This is a genomic window from Labrys wisconsinensis (assembly GCF_030814995.1).
Taxonomy (GTDB): Bacteria; Pseudomonadota; Alphaproteobacteria; order Rhizobiales; family Labraceae; genus Labrys; species Labrys wisconsinensis.
This window is the reverse complement of record NZ_JAUSVX010000020.1, coordinates 1-24,594: the sequence shown is the minus strand read 5'-3', so window position 1 is coordinate 24,594 and position 24,594 is coordinate 1. Positions and strand designations below refer to the sequence as shown.

At 70.0% G+C, this 24,594-nt stretch carries 24 protein-coding genes and 1 pseudogene; 17 read left to right on the top strand and 8 right to left on the bottom strand.

The annotated features are described in order from the left end of the window. Positions 1–2 precede the first annotated feature (2 nt). Both QO011_RS35305 and QO011_RS35300 read right to left on the bottom strand, forming a co-directional pair. Positions 3–815 (bottom strand): SDR family oxidoreductase, encoded by an 813-nt coding sequence (locus QO011_RS35305; protein WP_307283038.1) that lies wholly within the window; start codon positions 813–815, stop codon positions 3–5. A 168-nt stretch (positions 816–983) separates the two neighbouring features. Then, a complete protein-coding gene (locus QO011_RS35300; protein WP_307283035.1) occupies positions 984–1,262 on the bottom strand; it encodes a metal/formaldehyde-sensitive transcriptional repressor in 279 nt (92 codons plus the stop codon). A gap of 329 nt (positions 1,263–1,591) precedes the next feature. On the opposite strand from QO011_RS35300, the gene QO011_RS35295 reads away from it, so the two are divergent. From QO011_RS35295 to QO011_RS35275, 5 genes are all read left to right on the top strand, one after another. Continuing rightward, complete coding sequence (locus tag QO011_RS35295) at positions 1,592–1,807, top strand: hypothetical protein (RefSeq protein WP_307283032.1); 216 nt, start codon at positions 1,592–1,594, stop codon at positions 1,805–1,807. A gap of 199 nt (positions 1,808–2,006) precedes the next feature. After that, the gene (locus QO011_RS35290) at positions 2,007–3,635 is read left to right on the top strand and encodes an NRAMP family divalent metal transporter (RefSeq protein WP_307283029.1); all 1,629 of its coding nucleotides are present in this window, start codon (positions 2,007–2,009) and stop codon (positions 3,633–3,635) included. A 10-nt stretch (positions 3,636–3,645) separates the two neighbouring features. Further along, positions 3,646–3,828, top strand: coding sequence for a hypothetical protein (locus tag QO011_RS35285; protein WP_307283025.1), 183 nt, complete (start codon positions 3,646–3,648; stop codon positions 3,826–3,828). A 34-nt stretch (positions 3,829–3,862) separates the two neighbouring features. Further along, entirely contained in the window at positions 3,863–4,171 is a 309-nt protein-coding gene (locus QO011_RS35280) for a hypothetical protein (protein WP_307283022.1), read from the top strand. Between the two features lie 39 nt (positions 4,172–4,210). After that, positions 4,211–4,927: an MgtC/SapB family protein gene (locus QO011_RS35275; RefSeq protein ID WP_307283018.1), complete on the top strand. Its 717-nt coding sequence runs from the start codon at positions 4,211–4,213 to the stop codon at positions 4,925–4,927. A gap of 41 nt (positions 4,928–4,968) precedes the next feature. Here the strand turns inward: QO011_RS35275 and QO011_RS35270 are convergent, their stop codons facing one another. Together QO011_RS35270 and QO011_RS35265 are read right to left on the bottom strand one after the other, a co-directional pair. Further along, on the bottom strand, positions 4,969–5,604 hold the full coding sequence (locus QO011_RS35270; protein WP_307283016.1) for a response regulator transcription factor: 636 nt from the start codon (positions 5,602–5,604) through the stop codon (positions 4,969–4,971). Positions 5,605–5,718: 114 nt separating this feature from the next. Further along, a complete protein-coding gene (locus tag QO011_RS35265) occupies positions 5,719–6,294 on the bottom strand; it encodes a helix-turn-helix domain-containing protein (protein ID WP_307283014.1) in 576 nt (191 codons plus the stop codon). A gap of 259 nt (positions 6,295–6,553) precedes the next feature. On the opposite strand from QO011_RS35265, the gene QO011_RS35260 reads away from it, so the two are divergent. The 10 genes from QO011_RS35260 (at position 6,554) to QO011_RS35215 (ending at position 19,226) form a co-directional block, all read left to right on the top strand. Next, positions 6,554–8,080 (top strand): class I adenylate-forming enzyme family protein, encoded by a 1,527-nt coding sequence (locus QO011_RS35260; protein WP_307283011.1) that lies wholly within the window; start codon positions 6,554–6,556, stop codon positions 8,078–8,080. Further along, positions 8,077–9,078, top strand: coding sequence for an ABC transporter permease (locus QO011_RS35255; RefSeq protein WP_307283008.1), 1,002 nt, complete (start codon positions 8,077–8,079; stop codon positions 9,076–9,078). The genes QO011_RS35260 and QO011_RS35255 overlap by 4 nt, the downstream gene beginning before the upstream one ends. A 95-nt stretch (positions 9,079–9,173) precedes the next feature. Continuing rightward, complete coding sequence (locus tag QO011_RS35250) at positions 9,174–10,202, top strand: sugar ABC transporter substrate-binding protein (RefSeq protein WP_307283006.1); 1,029 nt, start codon at positions 9,174–9,176, stop codon at positions 10,200–10,202. A gap of 66 nt (positions 10,203–10,268) precedes the next feature. After that, complete coding sequence (locus QO011_RS35245) at positions 10,269–12,386, top strand: ABC transporter permease (RefSeq protein ID WP_307283004.1); 2,118 nt, start codon at positions 10,269–10,271, stop codon at positions 12,384–12,386. Beyond that, positions 12,383–13,480 (top strand): SMP-30/gluconolactonase/LRE family protein, encoded by a 1,098-nt coding sequence (locus QO011_RS35240; protein WP_307283002.1) that lies wholly within the window; start codon positions 12,383–12,385, stop codon positions 13,478–13,480. The genes QO011_RS35245 and QO011_RS35240 overlap by 4 nt, the downstream gene beginning before the upstream one ends. Positions 13,481–13,485: 5 nt before the next feature. Beyond that, on the top strand, positions 13,486–14,973 hold the full coding sequence (locus tag QO011_RS35235) for a sugar ABC transporter ATP-binding protein (RefSeq protein ID WP_307283348.1): 1,488 nt from the start codon (positions 13,486–13,488) through the stop codon (positions 14,971–14,973). Positions 14,974–14,999: 26 nt separating this feature from the next. Next, entirely contained in the window at positions 15,000–16,175 is a 1,176-nt protein-coding gene (locus tag QO011_RS35230; protein ID WP_307283000.1) for a thiolase family protein, read from the top strand. Next, positions 16,175–16,600: a Zn-ribbon domain-containing OB-fold protein gene (locus QO011_RS35225; protein WP_307282997.1), complete on the top strand. Its 426-nt coding sequence runs from the start codon at positions 16,175–16,177 to the stop codon at positions 16,598–16,600. The genes QO011_RS35230 and QO011_RS35225 overlap by 1 nt, the downstream gene beginning before the upstream one ends. Then, the gene (locus tag QO011_RS35220) at positions 16,597–17,331 is read left to right on the top strand and encodes an SDR family NAD(P)-dependent oxidoreductase (protein WP_307282994.1); all 735 of its coding nucleotides are present in this window, start codon (positions 16,597–16,599) and stop codon (positions 17,329–17,331) included. Before QO011_RS35225 ends, QO011_RS35220 begins: the two co-directional genes overlap by 4 nt. A 227-nt stretch (positions 17,332–17,558) precedes the next feature. After that, a complete protein-coding gene (locus QO011_RS35215; RefSeq protein ID WP_307282989.1) occupies positions 17,559–19,226 on the top strand; it encodes an MFS transporter in 1,668 nt (555 codons plus the stop codon). Positions 19,227–19,293: 67 nt separating this feature from the next. Here QO011_RS35215 and mctP read toward each other — a convergent pair whose 3' ends face one another. From mctP to QO011_RS35195, 4 genes and pseudogenes are all read right to left on the bottom strand, one after another. Next, positions 19,294–20,820: a monocarboxylate uptake permease MctP gene (gene mctP / locus QO011_RS35210; RefSeq protein WP_307282986.1), complete on the bottom strand. Its 1,527-nt coding sequence runs from the start codon at positions 20,818–20,820 to the stop codon at positions 19,294–19,296. Continuing rightward, a complete protein-coding gene (locus QO011_RS35205) occupies positions 20,817–20,993 on the bottom strand; it encodes a DUF3311 domain-containing protein (RefSeq protein ID WP_307282983.1) in 177 nt (58 codons plus the stop codon). Before QO011_RS35205 ends, mctP begins: the two co-directional genes overlap by 4 nt. Positions 20,994–21,285: 292 nt before the next feature. Then, positions 21,286–21,726, bottom strand: a complete 441-nt coding sequence (locus QO011_RS35200) for an LmrA/YxaF family transcription factor (RefSeq protein ID WP_307283345.1) — start codon at positions 21,724–21,726, stop codon at positions 21,286–21,288. A 15-nt stretch (positions 21,727–21,741) separates the two neighbouring features. Next, positions 21,742–21,870 (bottom strand): annotated as a pseudogene (locus tag QO011_RS35195) (helix-turn-helix domain-containing protein); the annotation flags it as partial. A gap of 129 nt (positions 21,871–21,999) precedes the next feature. Here QO011_RS35195 and QO011_RS35190 point away from each other — a divergent pair. After that, positions 22,000–22,704, top strand: coding sequence for an NIPSNAP family protein (locus QO011_RS35190; RefSeq protein WP_307282980.1), 705 nt, complete (start codon positions 22,000–22,002; stop codon positions 22,702–22,704). Positions 22,705–22,849: 145 nt separating this feature from the next. Further along, a partial coding sequence (locus QO011_RS35185) for a DNA translocase FtsK (RefSeq protein ID WP_307282978.1) occupies positions 22,850–24,594 on the top strand: 1,745 nt, incomplete at its 3' end.

The following is a 24,594-nucleotide window of genomic DNA, read 5'->3' as shown; positions in this document are numbered from 1 at the left end:
CCCTATCGGCCGCCCGCAACGTCGATCACGGCGCCGGTCACATAGGACGCGCCGTCGCCGAGCAGCCAGAGGATGGCCTCCGCCACCTCGGCGGCATGTCCCGCCCGGCCGAGCGGCGCCGTCGGCCCGAGCCGGGCCACCCGGTCGGGCTGGCCGCCGCTCGCATGCATCTCGGTCTCGATCAGGCCGGGACGCACCCCGTTGACGCGGACACCCTGCGGGCCGAGCTCCTTGGCGAGCCCGATGACCAGCGTGTCGATCGCGCCTTTGGTGCCGGCATAATCGACGAACTCGCCCGGAGAGCCGAGCCGCGAGGCGATCGAGGACAGGAGCACGATCGCCCCACCCCGGCCACCGCGGCTGCGCGACAGCCGCCGCGCCGCCTCGCGCGCGGTGAGATAGGTGCCGAGGATGTTGACGTCGAACATGCGCCGCAGCCGGTCGAGCGGCATGTCGGCGAGACAGAGGGCGGGCGCGACGATGCCGGCGCCGGCGACGACGCCGTCGATATGGCCGAACCGGGCCTCGGCGGCGTCGAACAGGCCGACGACATCGGCTTCGACGGCGACGTCGCAGCGCACGGCCAAGGCCTCGCCGCCGAGCGCGACGATCCGCGCGACCACGTCCAGTGCCTCCTCTTCCCGGGCCACGTAGCTCAGCGCCACCCTCAAGCCGTGCCGGGCGGCGAGCAGGGCGGTCTCGCGCCCGATGCCGCGGCTGCCGCCGGTGATGAGGACGCTGCGGCGCGGCGATGCATCCTCGCCGGCATCTGCGAGCCGATGCGACGTCTCCGACTGCGAAGCCCAGTTGCTCATGCGGAACCGCTCAAACAATTATACCGATATATTAATACATCCCAGCACGGGAGGTGCAAGCATCTGGGCGGCCCGGGCTTCCGTGAGGCGGATGGCGGCAACTACACTCGATCTGCGAGGAATCCTGCCGCCAGGCCGCTTGGCCCGCGGCACCATGTCCGACGGCACTCACGTCAGATAGGCGTGGACGATCTCGACCAGTTCCTCCGCCGCCTGGTTGCGGGCGTCGTCCCGGGGGGCGGCATGGTCGACCAGATGCTCGCGGATGTGGTCCTCGATGATCTCGGCGATGAACCCGTCCAGCGCGCCGCGGCACGCGGTCGCCTGCTGGAGCACCCGCGCGCACTCCTCGTCGCCCTCGACGGCGCGCTCGATCGCCTCGATCTGGCCGCGCATGCGCCGCAGCCGGTTGAGCAGCTTCGCCTTCTCCTTCTCGATGTGACTCATTTTTCCGCCCAAGCCCCTTGAATATATACCCCCGTTAGGTATAGACCATCTTCAGGCGGAGGTGAAGGACGTCTTTCGGACGTCCCTCGGCCCTGCTCGGCCGCCGTTTCGCGGCCCCCGTTCAACCCGATGACGGATCCCATGAACCCGCGATCTAGCACGCCGACCAGCGACTGCCACAGTTGGAGCTTCGGCCCCCGCTGCGGACAGATTGCCTGGCCGGTTCATCGCCCGGGACGTATCGACTGCGAGCCGTCGGCGCCGAGGCGCTGACGGCGTGGCCGGGCTTCCCGGGCTCGAGCGCAACCGCTTGAGCAAGGGAGGCTTCCATGGCCCTCTCCTCCTTCCACGCCGCCTCCGCCGGCCGTGACCCCATCCTGAAGATCCCGGTGCCGCTGTCGCGGACGCCGGGCAACGCCATGCCCGCCGTGCCGGCCAGGACCGGTTCCGGCCGAAGTCCGCACGCGCCCGACGCCGCTCCGCCGATCGCGGTCGCGGCCGGACCCGAGCGCCCCGTCCGGCGCATCGGCCTCGCCCGCGCCTGAGCCGGGCATCCGGGGCCGCCGCAAGGCGCCCCTCGCCTTCCCTTCCCTTCGACATCGGCGAGACGCCGTGCGCGGGCCCATGCCCGGCCGGCGACGCCCCGCCCCGGCGAACCCGGGAGCGCGCCCCCATGGAGAGCCGCGCGGGACCCTGCCCGCCGGCCGGTCGACCTTGCGAAAAGCCAGACCCTGAGAGGTTCCCATGTCCGACACGACCATGTCCGCAAGCCCGCCGCAGCGCCACGCCGTCCTCGATTCCGCCCATGTCGGCGACATCACGGGCGCCTTCGGCACGGTCCGTGCGGGCGATATCCATCCCCGGCTGACCTGGGGCGCCAAGCTGAAGACCCTCGCCGCCATCGTCGGCCCCGGCCTCATCGTCATGGTCGGCGACAACGATGCCGGCGCCTTCGGCACCTACACCCAGGCCGGCCAGAACTACGGCACATCGCTGCTGTGGACGCTGCTCCTTCTGGTTCCCGTCCTCTACGTCAACCAGGAGATGGTGCTCCGGCTCGGCGCGGTGACCGGCGTCGGCCACGCGCGCCTCATCCTCGAGCGCTTCGGCAGGTTCTGGGGCGCCTTCAGCGTCATCGATCTCTTCGTCCTCAACGCCCTCACCATCGTCACCGAGTTCATCGGGGTGGACCTCGGCCTGAGCTATCTCGGCCTGCCCAAGATCTGGGGCGTCGTCACCGCCGCGGCCGTCACCATGGCCGCCGCCATGACCGGCGATTTCCGCCGCTTCGAGCGCTTCGCGGTCACGCTCTGCCTCGGCACCCTCCTGCTGATCCCGATCTTCCTGGCCGTCCATCCGCCGCTCGGGCAGGTCGCCCGCGACTTCTTCGTGCCGCGCCTGCCCGCCACCGACCGGCTCAGCGACGTGATCCTGCTCATCATCGCCATCGTCGGCACCACCGTCGCACCCTGGCAATTGTTCTTCCAGCAGTCCTACGTGATCGACAAGCGGATCACGCCCCGCTTCATCCCCTACGAGAAGGCGGATCTGTGGATCGGCATCGTGGTGGTGATCGTCGGCGCGGTGGCGATGATGGGCTTCAGCGCGGCGACCTTCGCCGGCAAGCCGGAATTCGGCCAGTTCACCGATGCCGGCGGCATCTCGGCCGGGCTCGCGGCCTATGTCGGCGCCCTGCCGGCGACCCTCTTCGCCGTGGCGCTGATCGACGCCAGCATCATCGGCGCGGCCGCGGTCTCGCTCGCCACCGCCTATGCCCTCGGCGACGTGCTGTCGCTGAAGCACTCGCTGCATCGCAAGGCGACCGACGCGAAGGGCTTCTACCTCGTCTATTGCGGCCTGATCGCCGCGGCCGCGGCGCTGGTGCTGCTGCCGAACGCGCCGCTCGGCCTCGTCACCGAGGGCGTGCAGACGCTGGCCGGCGTGCTGCTCCCCAGCGCCACGGTGTTCCTGTTGCTGCTCTGCAACGACCGGGCCGTGCTCGGCCCCTGGGCGAACGGGCGCGCCACCAACCTGTTCACCGGCGGCGTCATCGCCGCGCTGGTGATGATGTCGATCATCCTGACCGCCTCGGTGCTCTATCCCGACATCTCCGAGACCGTCATCCTCGGCATCCTCGCGGGCGGCAGCGCGCTGACCGTCGCGGTCTGGCTGGTCGCCGGCCGCGCCCGCCCCGTGTCGATCGACCGCGCCGGCCGGGAGACCTGGCGCATGCCGCCCCTCGACACCCTGCCGCCGCCGCGGCTGGGCAGCCGGGAGAAGCTCTGGATGATCGTGCTGCGGGGCTATCTCGTCGTCGCCGTCGGGCTGGTGCTGGTCCGCCTGGTTGAGCTCGCCACCGGCAATCCGGGATGAGGAGGCGCCGATGATCGCACAGCTCTGCCGCGAAACCGCTCCGCGCCGGCCGAGGCCGGCCGGCCCGGGACGGCCGCGACGACCGGGGCTCCCGCCGGGGCCCCGCATCTCCGGCTGGCTGCTGCTCGCCGCCTGCCTCGCCCTGTCCGCGCTCCTGGCCGCCGTCGATCGCATGCTCGTCGCCGGCCCCTGAGCGCCCTGCCCACCCTTCGCTGGAAAGTACCATCATGACCCTGCAGCCGCATCGTGATCCGAACGGAAGCCGCGATATCCTCGCGGCCCGCAGCCCCGCGTCCGGCCGGATCCCGCGTGCGCGATCGGCGCTGCGGAGGATCGGCCTCGACCCCGCGGCGGCGCCGGCGCTGCTGCCGCCGGCCGTCTATTTCCACGCCGCCGTCCTGGTCCTCGCCCTGGCCCGCCGCCTGTTCCGCCGGCGGGTCATCGCGGCGGCGGGGCTGGCGCGGGCGCTGCGAATCGCGAACATGCTGTCGAAGACGGGGATCGGATCGCATCGCCGGCGCAGCCGTCCGGTCTGACGGCCGTCACGGGCTCCGTCGACGATCGGGGGATCCACCATGCCGGCAGGCTTCGGCTTCGACTTGACCGCCTTCCTCTCCGCCTGCACGGCGCTGCTGGCCGCCTTCGTCTTCGGCGGCCTGATCGGCCTCGAGCGGCAGATCCGCCAGCGCAATGCCGGGCTTCGCACCATGGTGCTCGTCGCCGTCGGCGCCGCCGCCTTCGTCCATCTCGGCAACCGGCTGCTCGGGGCGGAGGGCGAGACGCGCATCATCGCCTATGTCGTCTCCGGCATCGGCTTTCTCGGCGCCGGCGTCATCATGAAGGAGGGGGCGCAGGTCCGCGGCCTCAACACCGCCGCCACGCTCTGGTCCTCGGCGGCCGTCGGCGCCTTCGCCGGGAGCGGCCTGATCGCCGAGGCCGGCGCCGTCACCGTCTTCGTCCTCGCCGGCAACACGCTGCTGCGCCCGCTCGTGAACTACCTCAACCGGCAACCGATCTCGGCGGCGGCCACGGAAGCGCACTACCGCGTGCACGCCGTGTGCAACGCCGAGAACGTCACCGACGCCCGCGACGTCCTGAGCTCGGCGCTGGCGCGCGCGAACTATCCGATTCGGGAGATCGACGTGCTCTCGGAGACCGAGGACCAGGTGGAGCTGGCCGCCTCGCTGATCCCGACCACGGCCGATCCCCGGGAGCTCGATGCGGTCTGCGCCGAGATCGAGGCATCCGACGCCGTCGACAGCGCCACCTGGACGGTCAGCACCACGCTCTGAGGGGCTGCCGGTCGGACGGGAATCCGGCCGGCCTTGCCGCTTCAACCCGCCAGGGCCAGGTCGAGCGCCCGGGCGGCGAGCACGGCCTGCGTCCGGTTCTGCACGTTCATCTTGCGCATGATCACCGTCATGTGGCCCTTCACCGTCGCCTCGGACAGGCCGAGATCGTAGGCGATCTGCTTGTTGAGGCGGCCGGCCAGCACGCCGACCAGGACCTTCAGCTCCGCCGGCGTCAGCCGGGCGATCCGGGCCGCCATGTCGGCCACTTCCGGATCGGGTCCGGCCGCGGGCTCGGGCGCCCGCTCGCCCGCCAGCGCCCGCCGGATGGCGCCCTCGATGGTGCCGAGATCCGCCGACTTCGACACGAAGCCGATGGCGCCGTAAGCGCGGGCACCGGCCGCGGCGTCCGGCTGGTCGGCGGAGGAAATGACCAGGATCGGCGTCTCCGGCCGCTCGGCATGCAGCAGCGCCACGCCCGAAAAGCCCTCGGCCCCCGGCATCCTGAGGTCGAGCAGCACGAGGTCGAGCCGCTCGGCCCGCCGCGTCGCCTCCGCCGCCTCGCCGAGCCGGCCCGCCTCCAGGATCAGCGCCCCCGGCGCCGCCCGCGCCACCGCGATCTTCAGCGCCTCGCGGAAGATGGGATGATCGTCGGCAACCAGGATGACCGGCCTCGTCATGCCGGCATCCTATACCAGATCGCGCCGCGTGTGCTTCCGAGACGGCTCTCCGCACACGCCGCCCACAGGCAGCAGCACGGGCCGGGATGGAGCGTCGTCGCCCGCTCCACCGGCTTACGACCCGCGCAGCCGCTCCGAGATGATGACGACGAAGGCCTTGGCCTCCTTACCGCCGATGGCGACGCCGTAATGCTCGAAGCTCGCCTCGAACTGGATGCAGTCGCCCGGCCCGAGGACGATGTCCGTGCCGACGAAGTTGAAGCGGATCTGCCCCTCCAGCATCAGGAGGATCTCCTCGCCGGAATGCCGGTATCGCGGCAGGCCCTCGCCCTCGATGCACGGCAAGGTCAGGAAGAAGATTTCCGCGCGGGGATCGGCCTTGTTGAGCGAGGCCACCTCGTAGACATAGCCGAGCTCGCTGCCGTTGCGGTTGATCGGCACCCGATCGCTGGCCCGGACCACGGAGATCGGGCCCCGCTCGCCCTGCGGGATGAAGATGTCGGAGAACTGCACGCCATAGACGTCGGCGAGGCGGCTGACCACGGCGATGGAGGGCATGGCGCTGCCCGACTCCACCTTGGAAAGGTACCCCTTGGTGACGTCTGCCGTCCTCGCGGCCGTCTCCAGCGTCAGGTTCGACGCCTTGCGCAGCCGGCGCAGGACCAGTCCGAGCTCGCCAACCGCCGCCACGCCAGCCTCCCGCCCGCCCCTGTTGCCGCGCCGCATCGCCGGCGCCTCGGCTCCTGATATGGCACAAGCATGGTTGACACGGAAGTTGCTTGATAGGAAACTATCAGGAAACAAAGGCCGCCACGGGCGGAATTCAAGGGAGGGACAGCGCAGCCATGGACGGCAGAGGGCAAACCGCACCGCTCGTGGCCGCTTGCGCGTCGGGTCGAGCCCCGTGACGAGCGCGGGCCCTGCCTCGGACGCGAGAGAGCACGAAGCCATGGTCGCAGCCGCCGGGCCGACCGTCGGCGCGCTGTTCCGGGATGCCGCCAGGGCGGCAGCGGACAAGCCCGCCATCATCGACGGAGCCCGGACGCTGACCTTCGGCGCCCTGGCGGAGCGGGTCGACGGGCTTGCCCACGCCATGCGCAGGGCTGGCGCGCGTCGCGGCGATCGCGTCGCCATCCTCTCGGAGAACCGGGCCGAATATCTGGAAGTCGTGCTCGCCTGCGCCAAGACGGGCCTGATCGCCGCCTGCCAGAACTGGCGCCAGTCGGCGGACGAGCTCGCCCATTGCCTCGGCCTCGTCGAGCCCGCGCTCGCCTTCGTCTCGCCGCGCTACGAGGCCGCGCTGGCCGAGCTGGCGAGCCGCTGCCCCCTCCATGTCTTCGGCCCGTCCTATGAGGCGCTGCTGGCCGGCGCCGGCGGCGGGCCGGCCGCGGTGGAGGCCGCGCCCGACGATGGCCTGCTGATCCTCTACACCAGCGGCACCACCGGCCTGCCCAAGGGCGCCGTGATCAGCCATCGCGCCGTCATCGCCCGCAGCATGGTGATGATGGCGGACTGGGGCGTCAGGCCGGGCGACGGCTGCATCGCCTGGTCGCCGTTGTTCCACATGGCCTCCGCCGACCCGTCCCTGTCCTCGCTGTGCCAGGGCGCGCCGGTCTTCATCACCGACGGCTTCGACGCCGAGGCGATCGTCGAGGGCCTGTCGCGGATCGACGTCGGCTGGTTCGTGCTGATGCCGGGCATGATCGAACGCATGATCGCGGCGCTGGAGCATGCGTCCAAGCCCGTCCGCCGTGTCGCCGCCGCCGGCTGCATGGCCAACCTGGTGCCGCCGGCGCAGATCGCCGCGATCTCAGCCCTGCTCGATGCGCCCTTCCTGAACAGCTTCGGCTCGACCGAGACCGGCATCGCCCCAGCGAGCGGCGCCATGATCCCGCCGGGCGTGGCGCCCGCCTCCTTCTCCAAGCGCCAGACCTCGTTCTGCGAGGTGCGGCTCACCGGCGACGACGGCCGGGAGGTCGCCATCGGCGAAGTTGGCGAGATGTGCCTGCGCTCGCCGACCCTGTTCAGCGGCTACTGGAACGCGCCGGCGGAGACTGCCCACGATTTCCGCGGCGGCTGGTTCCACATGGGCGACGACTTCGTGCGCAACGCCGACGGCACCCTCGATTTCATCGACAGGCGGAAATACCTGATCAAGTCGGGCGGCGAGAACATCTACCCCGCCGAGCTCGAGCGCGTCCTGCGCGCCTCGGACAGGGTGGCGGAGGCCGTGGTGGTGCGCCAGCCTGACGCGCGATGGGGCGAGATCCCCGTCGCCTTCGTCGTGCCGCGCGATCCCGCGCTGAGCGAGGCCGATGTCATCGCCCTGCTGGCAGAACGCATCGCCCGCTACAAGCTGCCGCGGCGCGTCATCTTCGTCGCCGAGGCGGAGCTCCAGCGCAATGCCACCGGCAAGGTGCAGCGCCAGGCCCTGGAGCAGCGCCTGGCCGCCGAACAGGCCGGAGCAGGCTCGTGAACGCGCCCGCCGACATCGTCCGGCGCAAGCCGCGCGCCATCAGCCAGGAAGCCATCGTCTTCGCGCTGACGGCAATCATCTTCGCCATCTTCGCCCTGCTGCTGCCGAGCTTCCTCACGGGCGGCAATCTGCTCGCGCTGGTGCAGAACGTCTCGATCCTCGGCGTCCTCGGCGTGGCGATGGCGATGGCCATCATCGGGCGCGGCATCGACCTGTCGATCGTGGCGACCATGGCCGTGTCGGTCGCCTGGGTGCTGCAGCTCACCAATCACGGCATGGCGCTCGAGCCGGCCATCCTGCTCGGCTTCGGGCTGGCGCTGGCGATCGGCCTCGTGAACGGGATCCTCGTCGCCTATGTCGAGATCCCGGCGATCTTCGCCACGCTGGCCATGGGCACGGCCGCCTATGGCTGCGTGCGCTCGCTCTTGCTGGAGGACAACCTCGTCTACCTCAAGGCGGCGGGCGACACCTGGTTCAAGTGGATCGGCAGCGGCGCGGTGCTGGGCGTGCCGAACCCGGTCCTGCTCTTCGCCGCCGTGGCGCTGGTCGGCGAGGTGCTGCTGCGCGTCACGACGCAGGGCCGCTTCCTCTATGCCATGGGCGACAACCCGTCGGCGGCGCGCATCACCGGCGTGCCGATGCGCCCGCTGATCGTGCTGCAATATGTCAGCTGCGCCGCCATCGCCTTCGTCGCCGGCGTGATCATGGCGACCTCGGTCGACAGCATGGAAACGCGCGTCGCCCGATCCAACCTCGTCTACGACGTCATTTTGGTGGTCGTCATCGGCGGTGTCGGCCTCAGCGGCGGCAAGGGCACCGTCCGCAACGTGGTTGTCGGCACCCTGCTGATCGGCGTGCTGCTCAACGGCATGACCATCATGAACGTGCCCTACACCCTGCAGAACATCGTCAAGAGCCTCGTGCTCCTCGCCGCCATCGTCATCGATTCCCTCGTCAACCCGCGCGACGAGCAGACCTCCCAACAGGGAGACATCTAGAGGTTCATGGGCCCCGAAGCCCCCCCTTCGGCGCCGGGTAGGCGCCGCCGCAAGCGACCGGCAGCCGCGAAAACACCAACGGGAGGACTGCATTCGTGAACAAAGCTCTGACACTTCTGGCCGGCGCGCTGGCGCTCGCCGCCGCCATGGGGAGCACGCCCTCGCGGGCCGGCCAGCCCGACGACGGCCTCGTCAACGAGAGCGCGGCGGCGATGAAGGGCAAGAAGGTCGCCTTCGTGCCGATCGCCATGGGCTTCGACCTGACGGAGGCCTGGGCCGCCGGCCTCAAGCTCGATGCCCAGGCCTTTGGCTATGACCTCGCCATCCGCGACCCCAACTGGAGCGTGGATGCGGGCGCGCAGGCCATATCCCAGCTCATCGCCGAGAACCCCGACGTGCTCGTCATCCATCCGCCGGAGATCCAGGCCTATACCCGCCTGATCCAGCAGGCGAACGCCCAGGGCATCCCCGTCGTCACCATGAACCTCAAGGCCGACGCCAATGGCGACATGGTCATCGGCGCCAACTGGTACGACCTCGCCGTCCGCCAGACCAATGCCATGGTCAAGCTCTGCGGCGCCGGCAGCGGCAAGTCCGGCAAGATCGCCGTCATGCAGGGCGTGCTCACCAATCCGACCTCGCAATACGGCATCCAGGCCATCGAGGCGACGCTGAAGGATCACCCGGAGATCAAGATCGTCTCCAACCAGGCCGCCGACTGGGATGCCAGCAAGGCGCACGCCATCGCCGGCACGGTCCTGAAGGCCAATCCCGACCTCTGCGGCTTCATCGGCATGTGGGACAACATGGATGTCGGCATCGCCGCGGCCATCAAGGAAGCGGGCAGGACGGGGCAGGTCTACCTCGTCTCGTCCGGCGGCGGCAACCAGGCCTCGGCCTGCGACAACATCGCCAACGGCAACTTCACCACCTACATCAGCTACGACGCCAAGGGCCAGGCGCGCGACCTGATGATGGCCGTCCGCAGCCTGCTGCAGAGCAAGCCGGCGCAGCCGGGCGAGCACCCGGTCGCGCTCTATACGCCGCTGAAGACCATCGACAAGGACAGCAACTATCCCGGCGCCTGCTGGACCTTGGACGACGTCCGCAAATACGGCCCCTGACCACGTCCGGTGCCCGGGACCGAACCCGGGCGCCGGCCGCTCCCCTGTCCCGAGCCGGAACCGCCGATGCGCGACCTCCTGACCCGCCTGCGCTACAGGATCGTCCCGGACCATGTCCTGGGCGAGATCCTGGCGAAGAACTGGATCGACAATGCGATCCCCTTCGTCATCCTCGTCGCGACGCTGGCGATCTTCGAGGCCCTGATCCCGGGCCTTCTCACCGTGCGCGGGCTCGGCGGCATGGCGGCGCAGTTCGGCGAGCTCCTCCTCGTCACCCTGGCCATGACCGTGGTCATGCTCGCCGGCGGCATCGACCTCAGCGTCGGGTCGGTGTTCGCGCTGGCGAATTTCGTCACGCTGGCGCTGTTCAACATGCTGGGCTGGCCGATCCTTGTGGTCATTCCCGTGGTGCTCGCCTGCGGCGCGGCCGTCGGCATCGTCAACGGCATCCTCATCGGGTACCTCAGGCTGCGCGCGTTCCTGACGACGCTGGTCTCGCTGATCATCGTGCGCTCGATCGTCGACATGCTGATCCTGGCCTATGCGGTGAAGGTGGCGCGGCCGACGACGCGCTCGGCGATCTGGGACTTCATCAGCTTCAGCAAGATCGGCGGCCTGCCGGCGTCGCTCTGGGCGGCGATCGCCGTGGCGATCGTCCTGCACCTGATGCTGACGCGCCTGCGTCCCGGCTGGCGCATCCTGGCGGTCGGCGGCTCGCGCCGCTCGGCCTACAATGCCGGGCTGCCGGTCCGGCGCACCGTCGCCACCACCTATGTGATCTCGGGCGTGCTCTCGGCCGCGGCCGGCATCTTCTACGCCTCGCGCCTCAACGCGGCCGGGTCCGACACCGGCGTCGGGCTGGAGGTGCTGGCGCTGACGGCAGCCGTCGTCGGCGGCAACAGCCTCGGCGGCGGCCGCGGCTCCGTGTTCAAGGCCGTGCTCGGCGCGATCATCGTCCTCATCGTCTCCAACAGCCTGATCCGCCTGGGCCTGCCCACCGGCGGCAGCTCCTTCGTGCTCGGCCTCGTGCTGCTGGCCGCGGTGGCGATCGACGTGCGCTGGCTGAAGAACCGCGCCAAGGTGCTTTCGCGGGTCTATGTCGCGCCGACCTATCTCTCCCTCGCTCCCTCGCCGGAAACGGCCGAGCGCTCCGCCTCGCCCTATGCCGTCAACGACAAGCTCCGGGATGTCGAGCTGATCGGCCTCGGCGAGATCGAAGGTCCGGAAGACCCGATCCTCGACGCCGAGGGCCATCTCTACAGCGGCACGCGCCAGGGCGACATCGTCCGCTTCCTGGCGCCCGACCACCGCCGCCGCGAGCTGTTCGTCCACACCGGCGGCCACCCTCTCGGCATGGCCTTCGACAAGGCCGGCAATCTCGTCGCCTGCATTGCCGGCATGGGCCTCTATGCCATCGCGCCGGACCGCACCGTGACCAAGCTTTCCGACCAGACCAACCGAAGCTGGTTCTCGGTGATCGACGATTCGCGCATGCGCCTCGCCGACGATCTCGATATCGCGCCGGACGGGCGCATCTTCTTCAGCGAGGCGACCATCCGCTTCGACATGTCGGAATGGATGGTCGACGCGCTGGAGGCGCGCGGCAACGGGCGCATCATCTGCTTCGATCCGCGCAACGGCTCGACGCGCACCGTCATCCCAAAGCTGCGCTTCCCAAACGGCATCTGCATGGCGCGGGACGGCCAGTCCTTCTTCTTCGCCGAGACATGGGGCTGCAGCATCTCCCGCTACTGGTTCGCCGGGCCGAAGCAAGGCCGGCGGGAGATCGTCATCCCCGACCTGCCCGGCTATCCCGACAACATCAACCGCGCCTCGGATGGCGGTTACTGGCTGGCCCTCGTCGGCATGCGCACGCCGATGTTCGACATGGCGCTGCGCCGGCCGGACGTGCGCAAGCGCATGGTCGAGCGCGTCGCACCGGACGAGTGGCTGTTTCCCAACATGAACTCGGGCTGCGTCGTGAAGTTCGACGAAAGCGGCCGCATCACCGACTGCCTGTGGGACCGGCACGGGGTCAATCACCCGATGATCACCTCGATGCGCGAGGACCGCGGCTGGCTCTACCTCGGCGGCGTCTCCAACAACCGCATCGGGCGCTACCGCATCCCCGGCGCCGATCCCGGCTGGACCGCCGCCGCCTCCTATCGCGGAGACAAGCCGTGATCGCCCTCATCTCCCGCCTGCGCGACCGGCTCACCGGCGCCGGCGAGCATGCCGTGACCATGCCGCCGATGGACGGCGCGCTCCGCCCCAATCGCGCCCTCGAAGAGGCCCCCCTCGTGCTGCAGGCCCAGGCGCCGGACGCGCTGGTCGCCACGCCGCTCGGGGTCCTCTTCACCAGCGGCAACCACGTGCGGCGGCTGCCCCGGCACCCCGACGAAGCTGCCGAGACCGTGAGGACCTTCGATGCCCCGGTCTCCTGCCTGGCGGCCGGCAGGGACGGCAGTCTCGCCGTCGGTCTCACGGACAGGCGGATCATCTTCTTCGGCGGCTCTCGGGATGGACAGACGCTCGACAAGGTCGGCGGCCGGCCTCTGGTCTGTCCCACGGCCCTCGCCTTCGACGAGGAGGGGGCGCTGATCGTCTGCCTCGGCTCCTCCCGCCACGCGCCGCAAGACTGGCGGCGCGACCTGATGCAGCGCGGCGCCACCGGGTCGGTCTGGCGCATCGAGGCAGGGGGAAAGGCGACCTGCCTGGCCGACGCCCTCGCCTACCCTCATGGGGTGCTGGCCCGAGGCGGACGCATCTTCGTCAGCGAGAGCTGGCGCAGCCGCATCCTGGCAATCCGGCCGGACGGCCCCCCGGCTCCGGTCCTGTCGGACCTGCCGGGCTACCCGGCCCGCCTCGCCCCACGCACGGGCGGCGGCGCCTGGCTTGCCGTGTTCGCGCCGCGCAGCCAGCTGATCGAGTTCGTGCTGCGCGAGCGATCCTTCCGCGAGCAGATGATGGCCGAGGTCGAGGAGGCGCACTGGATCGCGCCCTCGCTCACCGCGCCGCGCTCCTTCCTCGAGCCGATGCAGGGCGGCGCGCTGAAGCAGCTCGGCATCCTCAAGCCCTGGGCGCCGACGCGCTCCTTCGGGCTCGTCGTCGGTTTGGACCATGGCTTCCGGCCCGACGCGAGCTGGCACAGCCGCGCCGACGGCGTCCGGCACGGCATCACCGCGGCGATCGAGGCGGGCGGCCGGCTTCTCGTCGCCAGCAAGGGCGGCGACGCCATCCTCACCCTGCCTCTTCCGAGCGTGGAGGCTGCGCGATGACCGGCATGCCTCCCGTGGTCGAGCTGCGCAGCGTCAGCAAGCTCTATGGCGGCACGCCGGCCGTGGAGAACGTCGACTTCATCCTGCGGCGCGGCGAGATCCACGCCCTGCTCGGCGAGAACGGCGCCGGCAAGTCGACCCTGACCAAGATGATCGCCGGCGTCGTCACCCCGACGCGCGGCGAGATGTTCGTCGACGGCCAGCGGGCGGCCTTCGCCTCTCCCGCGGAGGCCATGCGGGCCGGGATGGTCATGGTGTTCCAGGAGAACAGCCTGGTGCCGTCCATGACGGTGGCGCAGAACATCTTCCTCGGCGACGAGCGCTTCTTCAACCGCCTGCGCCCCCTCTACATCGCCGCGCAGCAATTCCTGCAGGCGCTCAACTTCAACGTCGATCCCTGGGCCAATGTCGCCACGCTCGGCGTCGCCAAGAAGCAGATGGTGGAGATCGCCCGCGCCGTCCGCCAGCAGGCCCGCGTCCTGATCTTCGACGAGCCGACCGCTTCGCTGACGCCGGAGGAGAAGCATCATTTCTTCGCCCTCGTCCGCCGCCTCAAGGCGCAAGGCGTGTCGATCGTCTTCATCAGCCACGCGCTGGAGGAGGCGCTGGAGCTCGCCGACCACATCACCATCCTGCGCGACGGCCGGCTGGTGGCGAGCGACCGGCGCGAAGCCTTCGACCGCGACGGCATCGTCAGGGCGCTGGTCGGGCGAGCCCTGGCGCAGGACCTCTACGGCGAGGGCGGGCGCCGGGCCCGGCCGGCGGGCCGGCAGGTGCTCAGCGTGCAGAACCTGTCGATGGGCAAGGTGGTGCGCAACACCTCCTTCACAGCCTATGCCGGGCAGATCACCGGCATGTTCGGCCTGATCGGCTCCGGCCGCACCGAAACCGCCCGGATCATCGCCGGCATCGCCAAGCGCAACCTGTTCCACGGCGGCGAGATCCGGCTCGGCGAGCGCTCGGTGCGCTACCGCGTGCCGCGCCAGGCCGTGCGCGACGGCATCGTCTATGTCACCGAGGACCGCAAGCTCGAAGGCTTCTTCGACACGATGTCGATCGCCTGGAATATCGGCCTCGGGCACCTCGCCGCCCACGGCGGCGCCGTGGTGCGGCCCGCCGAGATCGCCGCCCTGGCGAAAACCTGGAGCGAGGCGCTCGCCGTGCGCTCGATCGGCGCGGACGCGAAGGTGATCGAGCTGTCGGGCGGCAACCAGCAGAAGGTGGTCATCGCCAAGTCGCTGGTGCAGCGCCCATCGCTGGTGATCTTCGACGAGCCGACGCGCGGCGTCGACGTCGGCGCCATCGCCGAGATCCATCGCATCATCAACGGCCTCGCCGACGACGGCCTCGCCGTCATCGTCATCTCCTCCTACCTGCCGGAGATCCTCAGCCTCTCCGACCGCATCCTCGTCTGCCGCAAGGGTCGGGTGGTGGAGGAGTTCAGTGCCGGCACCGCCACCGAAGAAGCCATCATGTACGCCGCGGTCCATTGACCGCCGCCGCAAGGAGACACCCGCGCATGGAAAGAGCCAGAGCTGCCGCCGTCGGCATCGGCGAGGTGCCGTCGGGCCGCTATCCCGACCGCAGCGAGATCGAGGCGGCGGTGCTCGCCTGCCGCGAGGCGATCCTCGACGCCGGCCTGTCGCCGCGCGACATCGACGTCGTCATGCCGACGGGAGCGCTGGCCTCGCGCCTGTTCAACGTCGACCTGGTCTTCTCCCGGCTGTGCGAGGAGCTCGGCATGCTGCGCTCGGCCCGGATGAACGTCCAGGTCATGGCCGGCGGGGCGACCAGCTCCAGCATGCTCGCCGTCGCCGAAGGCCTGATCGCCAGCGGCCAGGCCCGCACGGTGCTCTGCGTCCATTCCGACGCGCTCGGCTCCCTGCCGCGCCAGGCCGGCATCGACCTCTTCGCCACGACCGGCGTATCGGAGGAATGGGAGGCCCCTTACGGCCACAACATGAACGCCGTCGGCGCCCTGGTCGCCCGGCGCTACATGCACGAGACCGGGACGAGCGAGGAGGAGATGGCCGCCGTCTGCGTCTCGCTGCGCCAATGGGCCGCGCTCAACCCCAACGCCATGCACCGCGCGCCGCTGACCCTCGAGGAGGTCCTCGCCTCCAAGATGGTGGCGACGCCGATGCGGGCCAAGACCTGCAACATGCTCGCCGACGGCGCCAGCGCCTTCATCGTCGCCCGCGCCGACGAGGCCGCCGCCATGACGCCGACGCCGGTCTATGTGCGGGGGCACGCCTCCGTCGTGACCCATTGGACGGTGTCGCAGGATACCGATCTTGCCCGCCTCGGCTTCCCGCAGGCCGCCAAGCAGGCCTATGCCCAGGCGGGGCTCGGGCCGCAGCATATCCAGATCGCCGAGCTCTACGATGCCTATCCCGTCTTCGCGCTGATCGCCCTCGATGCGCTGGACCTGTGCGCCGGCGAGCGTGCCGGCGCCTTCGTCGCCGCCGGCCATACCGCGCCTGGCGGGACCATGCCGATGACCACCAACGGCGGCATGCTGTCGCAAGGCCATAGCGGCGTCGGCGGCGGCATCGCCGTGCTGGTGGAGGCGTTCCGCCAGCTCATGGGCAAGGCGGGCGCACGCCAGGTGCCGGACCTCGTCAACGCCGTCGAGACCGCCTCGGGCGGCACCTGGATGGATTCGCACGTCACCATTCTGTCGAGGGAGCCCTGATGTCCCGCCCGCTGCCCAAGCCCAGCCCCTGGTCCGCCGGCTATTGGCAAGCCGCCGCCGAGCGCCGCTTCGTCCTGCAGGAATGCCGCGCCTGCGACCGGCCGATCATGTATCCCAAGCGCGCCTGCCCGCACTGCCTGTCGGACGATCTCGGCTGGCGCGCCTCGCCCGGCAAGGGCGAGATCTATTCCGTCACGGTCCAGATGGCCGGCCCGCCCACCGGCTTTGCCGACCGCCTGCCCTATGTCATCGCCATCATCCGTCTCGACGAGGGCGTGCAGCTGATGAGCAACCTCGTCGGCGAGGGCGCGGCGGACGCCCGCTGCGGCGACCGCGTCACGGTCGATTTCGAGGCGGCCGGCGACATGGTGCTGCCGGTGTTCCGGCTCGACCGCGGGCCGGGAACGGCGAGGCCGGCGCCATGAGCGACGGCAAGCCGGTCGCGGTGATCACGGGCGGGGCGCGCGGCATCGGCGGCGCCACGGCCAGCCTGCTGGCGGAACGGGGCTGGGCCGTGCATGCGCTCGACCGCAACGCCCATCCCGATCAGCGCATCGCCAACCATGCCTGCGACGTGACCTCGGAGGCGAGCCTCGCGGCCTGCGCCGCGGCGATCGGCCCGATCGATGCGCTGGTGCCCTGCGCCGGCATCAACCTCAGGCCCGACGACAACCGCGCCGAGCAGCTCTCGCTCGAAGCCTGGGACAGGACGCTGGCCGTCAACCTCACCGGCGTGATGCTGACGGTGCGGACCTTCCGCCCGCATCTCAGGCCGGACGGCGCCATCGTGCTGATGGCCAGCGTCGCAGCCTTGCGCGCCATGCCGCTCGCCGATGCCTATACCGCCTCCAAGGGCGCGCTGGTGGCGCTGACGCGCTCCTGGTCGGTGGACTACGGGCGCTTCGGCATTCGCGTCAATTGCGTGTGCCCCGGCCCGACCGACACCGCCATGATGGCCGGCCTGATCGAAGGCTTCGGCCCGGGCCAGCAGCTGCAGCTGCCGCAGCAGCGCATGGCGAGCGCCGGCGAGGTCGCCGCCCTCGTCGCCTTCCTGGTCTCGCCGGAAGCCAGCTACATCTCCGGCGCGATCATCCCCGTCGACGGCGGCGCCACGGCCCACAGCGCCGGCATGCCCTTCCCCAAGCGCCGGGCCTAGCTGTTCCTCCCCGCCCGCACCCGACCAAAGTCGGGATGGACGCTGCGGGCCGCCGGACAGATGGTGCTGCGATCCGGCAAGCCGCCGCAGCGCGGCGCCGGGAGCCATGGGAGGACCCACCGACGGGTGCGTGAGGCCGGCACGGCCCAGCGCCGCGCGGTCGTTCCGAGCAGGCTCGCAGTCTCGGGCGCCGGCGCGGCCCGCATCGCGGAGGAGAGGACACGTCCATGGTATCGATTCCCACCGACCTGCCGAAACACCATGCGGCGACGCAGAGCGAGAAGCTCGTCATCGCCGCCTCCTCGCTGGGGACGGTGTTCGAATGGTACGACTTCTATCTCTACGGCCTCCTGGCCACGGTGATCACGGCGCAGTTCTTCTCCGGCGTCAACGAGACCACCGGCTTCATCTTCGCCCTGGCCGCCTTCGCCGCCGGCTTTGCCGTGCGTCCGTTCGGCGCGCTCGTCTTCGGGCGGATCGGCGACCTCGTCGGCCGCAAGAACACCTTCCTCGTCACCATGGGCATCATGGGCCTGTCGACCTTCCTGGTCGGCCTGCTGCCGAGCTATGCCTCGGCCGGCGTCGCCGCGCCGGTGGCGCTGGTGCTGCTGCGCCTGCTGCAGGGCCTGGCGCTCGGCGGCGAATATGGCGGGGCGGCGACCTATGTCGCCGAGCATGCGCCCAACAACAAGCGCGGCCTCTACACCAGCTTCATCCAGACCACGGCGACGCTCGGCCTGTTCGCCGCGCTGCTCGTCGTCATCGGCGTGCGCATGGCCCTCGGCGAGGAAGCCTTCGCGTCCTGGGGCTGGCGCGTGCCGTTCCTCGTCTCGATCGTGCTGCTCGCGGTGTCGATGTGGATCCGCATGCAGCTCGCCGAGAGCCCGGTCTTCCGCAAGATGAAGGAGGAGGGCAAGGCCTCCAAGGCGCCGCTCACCGAGGCCTTCGGCCAGTGGAGCAACCTCAAGGTCGTCATCCTCGCCCTGGTCGGCGCCGTCGCGGGCCAGGCGGTCGTCTGGTACACGGGCCAGTTCTATGCGCTGTTCTTCCTGGAGAAGACCCTCAAGGTCGACGGCGCCACCACCAATATCCTCACCGCCATCGCCCTGGCGCTGGCCACACCGGGCTTCGTCTTCTTCGGCTGGCTCTCCGACCGGATCGGGCGCAAGCCGATCATCCTGGCCGGCTGCCTCCTGGCGGCGCTGACCTATTTCCCGCTGTTCGAGGCCCTGTCGAAGGCGGCCAATCCGGCGCTCTATGCCGCGCAGCAGACGGCGCCCGTCAGCGTCACCGCCGATCCTGCCGACTGCTCGCTGCAGTTCGACCCGATCGGCAAGAACAAGTTCGATTCCAAGTCCTGCGACATCGCCAAGTCCTACCTTGCCAAGGCCAGCGTCTCCTACTCCAACATCGCGGCTCCGGCCGGCGCCGTGGCCGAGATCGAGATCGGCGGCGTGAAGATATCAGGCGTCGATCCCGCAGCCGTCTCGGGCGATGCCCGCAAGGCCGCCATCGCCGCCTTCCAGGACAAGGCCAAGGCGGCGCTGACCGCGGCCGGCTATCCCGCCAAGGCCGATCCGGCCGCGATCAACAAGCCGGTGGTGGTGCTGATCCTGTTCGTCCTGGTGCTCTACGTCACCATGGTCTACGGGCCGATCGCCGCTCTCCTGGTGGAGCTGTTCCCGACCAGGATCCGCTACACCTCGATGTCCCTGCCCTACCATATCGGCAATGGCTGGTTCGGCGGCTTCCTGCCCACCACCGCCTTCGCCATGGTGGCCGCCACCGGCGACATCTATTACGGCCTCTGGTACCCGATCGTCGTCGCCGTCATCACCCTGGTCGTGGGCCTCCTGTTCCTGCCCGAGACCTACAAGCGCCGCATCGACGGCTGATCGCGTCCACATAAAAAAGCCCTCCGGCGGAAATCCCCGCCGGAGGGCTTTTTCGTTGTCCGGATGGTCAGGCCGGGCTGCGGGCGTCCTCGAAATCGGCCGGCGCGGTCTCGTCCCGCGCCACCGAGCGGGCGACGAGCGAGACCACCGTCGCCACCGCCACGTTCGCCGCCAGGGCGATCAGGCCGTTATAGGCACCGAAGCCGCCGATGACCGAGGTCGGCACCCAGGCGGCCGGGCCCCAGGACAGCCAGGTGCCGAGCACGAAGCCCACGGCCCAGCCGATCAGCAGCGCCGTGCCGCTGTACCAGCGGGTGTAGAGGCCGAGGACGATCGCCGGGAAGATCTGGATCATCCACACGCCGCCGAGCAGCTGCAGGTCGAGCGCGAACTTGGTCGGCATGAACAGGATCACCACCAGGGCGCCGACCTTGACGATCAGCGACATCAGCTTGGCGAGATAGGATTCGCGCTGCGGCGACATGCCGGGCTCGACGAAGGGCCGCCAGACGTTGCGGGTGAAGGTGTTGGCCGCGCCGATCGACATGACGGCCGCCGGCACCAGCGCACCGATGGCGATGGCGGCGAAGCAGAAGCCGGCGAACCAGGCCGGGAACATCTTCAGCACCAGCTGCGGGATCGCATCCTGCGGGTTGGCGACCTGGATGCCGGCGGCATGCGCCATGAATCCGAGCAGGGCGATCAGGCCCAGCACCAGCGAATAGGCCGGCAGGGTCATGGCGTTGCGCCGGATCGCGCCGGGACCGGAGGCGGAGAGCACGCCGGTCATCGAATGCGGATACATGAACAGCGCCATGGCCGAGCCGATCGCCAGGGTGATGAAGGGCGAGACCTGCGCCGGGGTCAGGGTCAGGCCTACGTTCGGGGTGGCGGCGGCCTTGGCCGCGTAGACCTTGCCGGCCGCCTCGAAGATCGCGCCATAGCCGCCGAGCTGGGCCGGGATGATCACGACCGCGGCGATGACGAAGACATAGATCATGATGTCCTTGACGAAGGCGATCATGGCCGGGGCCCTGAGGCCGCTCTTGTAGGTGTAAAGCGCCAGGATCACGAAGGCGATGGTGAGCGGCGCATGCGACATCAGCCCCTGGCCCTGGAAGCCCAGCGCCTGGATCACCTTTTCCATGCCGACGAGCTGCAGCGCGATATAGGGCATCGTGGCGAGGATGCCGGTGAAGGCCACCGCCAGCTCCAGGCCCTTGCTGCCGTAGCGGCCGTAGATGAAGTCCGCCCCGGTGATGTAGCCCTTCTTGTGCGCGACGTTCCACAGCCGCGGCATGGTCACGAACACCAGGGGATAGATCAGGATCGTGTAGGGCACGGCAAAGAAGCCGTAAGCGCCGATGGCATAGACCAGCGCCGGCACCGCGATCACGGTATAGGCGGTGTAGAGGTCGCCGCCGAGCAGGAACCAGGTGATCCAGGCGCCGAAGCGCCGCCCGCCCAGGCCCCATTCGTGCAGCTCGTCGAGATTGCCGGCCTTCCAGCGCGCGGCGACGAAGCCGAGCACCGTCACCAGGGCGAAGAGGGCGATGAAGACCGCCGTCGCGGTCCAGTTGAGGTTGTCGATCATGAATCGCTGCCTTCGATCCGCGCGGCGATCCAGATGAACAACGCCGACACCGGGACCAGCACCAGGAGGAACCAGTAGAAGAACGGGATGCTCCAGAGCGTCGGCTCCAGGCGGTTGTAGAGCGGCACCCAGAGGCAGAGGATGCAGGGAATGATCAGGAACACGTATTTCACGGGGGGCACGTCCATCCTGAGGGCCGGCCGCGAGGTCGGCGGTGGGCGAAGAGCCCGCCGGGCGGAGCCGGATCGGCTGTGGCGACCAGGCGCCGGGCGACGGTGCATCCCGTCATAGCCGTTTGCCGTCCCGATTCAACCATCGGAACGAAGGTCCACAGGATTCTATCCGCTTCCCTGCCCCAGCGTTCGCTCTGAAGGCGAGAGGAAATCCTGCGCAATACAAGGGTTGGCGAGGCTCTGATCCCGGCCGTCTTCGTGTTCACGATCGACCGGCCGTCTCATTCGAGATCTATTGACGTGCCGATCGGTTCCGTTCGGCTTCCGGTCCTCTCATGATCCGCTCGACCTGAGCTGCGCTCGATCGCAACGGGTCCGACGACTGGCAGGCCTTGGCCTGCAGCATCGCCCCGGAAAACGACGAGACGACGAAGCTCGCCATGCCGGCACGATCCTCTTCCGGGCAGCCGTCGGCCGCCAGCTTGTCGGCGATCGCATCGCCCCATTGCCGAAAGATCCGGTGTATCTCGGCGCGAAATCCTTCCCCCTGCGTGGAAAGCTCCGCCGCCAGGTTCCCCAGGGGACACCCCGAGACCGATCCGCTGTCGTCGATCTCCGCGATCGTCGTGTCGAAGACCGAGCGGATGCCCGATCTGGCGTCGGCCGCCCGCACGAGCGGCTCGATCCAGGTCCTGCCGATCGCCTCCGCCACCCGCTCGCGGATGACCGCCATTCCCAGCCCGTGCTTGGTCGGGAAATGGTGGGCGAAGGCGCCGGAGGAAACGCCGGCGAGGTCCCGGACCGCGTGCATCGGCGTTGCGTTATATCCCTCGCGCGCGAACGCCTCGAAGGCGGCATCGACGATCCGGCGACGCATTCCATCAGGATCATTCGTCCGTCGCGGCATGGCACCTCGATCGCCCTCTCCCCCTGCACGATACCGGCTTGACAGAACAGGTCAATCATCCTGTTTTAAACAGGTCAGATAACCTGTTTGGGAGGCGACATGTCGGAATCGGGCGAGGTTTTCGAGCTGAGGCGTTACCGCCTTCGGCCGGGGCGGCGGGAGGCGCTGATCGCGGTGTTCGAACGCGAATTCGTGGAGACCCAGGAAGCCGCCGGGATGCGGCTGCACGGCTTCTACCGCGACGCGGCCGACCCCGATGCCTTCGTCTGGATGCGCAGCTTCGCGGGAATGGCCGAGCGGGCCGCCGCGCTGGCGGCGTTCTACGGCGGCGAGGCCTGGAGGCGATGGGGACCGGAGGCGAACGCCACGATGGTCAATTCCGACAACGTGCTGCTTTTGAAGGCATCGAGTGGCGCGCCGCCCTTCTCCGGGGACTATGGGCAGAGCGGTGTCGTGACCGTGTCCACCTGCTCGCTCGCGCCCGGACGGGAGGTCGAATTCGCCGAATCGTGGGAGCGCAGGGCGCGGCCCCTGCTGGAAGCCGGCGGCGCGAGAATCGATGCGACCTTCGTCACGGAGCGAAGCCCGAACTCGTTTCCGCGCCTGCCGGTGAGGGAGGGTGAAACCGTCTTCGTCTGGGTATCGGCATTCCCGGACGACGCCGCCCTGTCGAATCACAGGGCCGGGCTCGCGCAGTCGGCAGGCTGGACGGGCGCCGCCTTCCCCTGGCTCGACGGCGAGGTGTGGCGGCCGCTCGAAACCATGACGCTGGCGCCGACGCGGCGCTCGAGACACGCCTGGTGACGGGCCGGCGCGCCTCGGCCGCCCATCGGCGCGGGGGTGCGCGCGCCGGTCCCGACGAGCTGTCGTAGCGCCTCGTTAACCACGCCTTTCCGATTGGGCGCGATGTTCCGGAAACGGAAATCCCGAGTCTTGCTCGCAGGCGGTCATGCGTATCCCCAGACCCAATTTCATCGTTCGCTCCCGGCAGGCCGGAGCGGCCGGAAAGGCCACACCGGCACCCGAGCCGGCCGAGGCCGCCGACCCCGAGAACGGGCGATTCCAGACCCCGCCCTGGCAGCGCTCGCTCTCGCTGCCGGCCAATGTGCGCTTCACCCGCACGCCCGACAGCGAGCTGCGCCGCCCAGGCCAGGAGCAGGCGGATGCCGTCGCCTCGGATGCCGAGACGATCGCCCTCGCCGAAGCCTCGCCGCAGCCGGTCGAGGACGCGGTCGTCCCGCCCCCTCCCGCCGGCGCCTGGTCGAACCTGCCCGACGCCGTGTTCTGGGAGAGCCTGGAGTGGCAGGGCACGCTGCCGGAGCCGCCGGCGCCTCGTCCGGCGCTGCTGCTGGCGCAGGCGCCGATCGTCTCCTTCTTCCGCGCCTATTCCTGGTCGCCGCCGCGCGGCGGCCTGCTGCCGGTCGAGCCCGAGCCGTTGCGGCTGGAGGCGGAGGCCGAGCCCCTCCAGACACAGCATGCCGGAGCCGAGGCGGTCGAGATCATCCCCGCGGCGCCGGAAGAGATCTTCGTCGAGGAGGAGCCTGTGCGTCCGGCCCGCGCCGCCCGGCCGCAGCCCGTCGAATCGGGCCGGCCTGCGGCGGCTCGGGCGATGGAGGAGGCCGAGGCCCCGGCGGTCGATGACGAGGAGGACGCCCCGGAGCCGGCGCGGCCGGTCCGGGCCGGACGCCTGCCCCAGGCCGTGCCGCCGAGCCGCCGCCCCGCGCCTCAGCCGCCGCAGCCGGCGGAGGACGACGAGGAGGAAGCCTTCGCGATCGACGACGAGGAGCCCGTCGCCGAGCCGGTGCAGCCCGTGCGGGCCTCCCGGCCGCCGGCGGCCGGGCCGCAGGACCGCCGCCCCGCGGCCGCTCAAGCTCTCCAGCCGGTCCGGCCAGCGGACGACGAGCTGGATGAAGAGGACGGCGCCTTCGCGATCGCCGACGCGGAGGACGAGGACGCGGTTCTGGACGAGGACGAGCCGGCGGTCGTACCGACCTATCCGCGTCTCGACCGGCCGGGCCGGTCGCAGGCCGCCGCCCCGCGCCTCGCGCCGGACGAGGGCGAGGAGGCTGAGGACGAGGAGGATGCGGCGGAGCCACCCGCCCCCGTCCCCGCCCGCGCCGCCGAGCCGCAGCGCGTTGCGTCCGTCCATCCCTATGCCCGCTCGCCCCTGCCCGCGCGCCAGGCTCCGCCGCCGCGCTTCGCGGGCGTGTACGAGCTGCCCCCCATCGACCTGCTCGCGGAACCGCGCAAGCAGGTTGGGACAACGATCTCGACGGAGGCGCTGGAGCAGAATGCGCGGCTCTTGGAGAGCGTCTTGGAGGATTTCGGCATCCGCGGCGAGATCATCCATGTGCGGCCCGGCCCGGTGGTGACGCTGTACGAGCTGGAGCCGGCGCCGGGCGTCAAGTCCTCGCGGGTGATCGGCCTCGCCGACGACATCGCCCGTTCGATGTCGGCTTTGTCGGCCCGCGTCGCCGTGGTGCCCGGGCGCAACGTCATCGGCATCGAATTGCCCAACGCCAAGCGCGAGATGGTGTATTTCCGCGAGCAGATCGCCTCGGAAGACTTCGCGAACTCGAAGTTCAAGCTCGCCCTGGCGCTGGGCAAGACCATCGGCGGCGAGCCGGTGATCGCCCAATTGGAGAAGATGCCGCACCTGCTCGTGGCCGGCACCACCGGCTCGGGCAAGTCGGT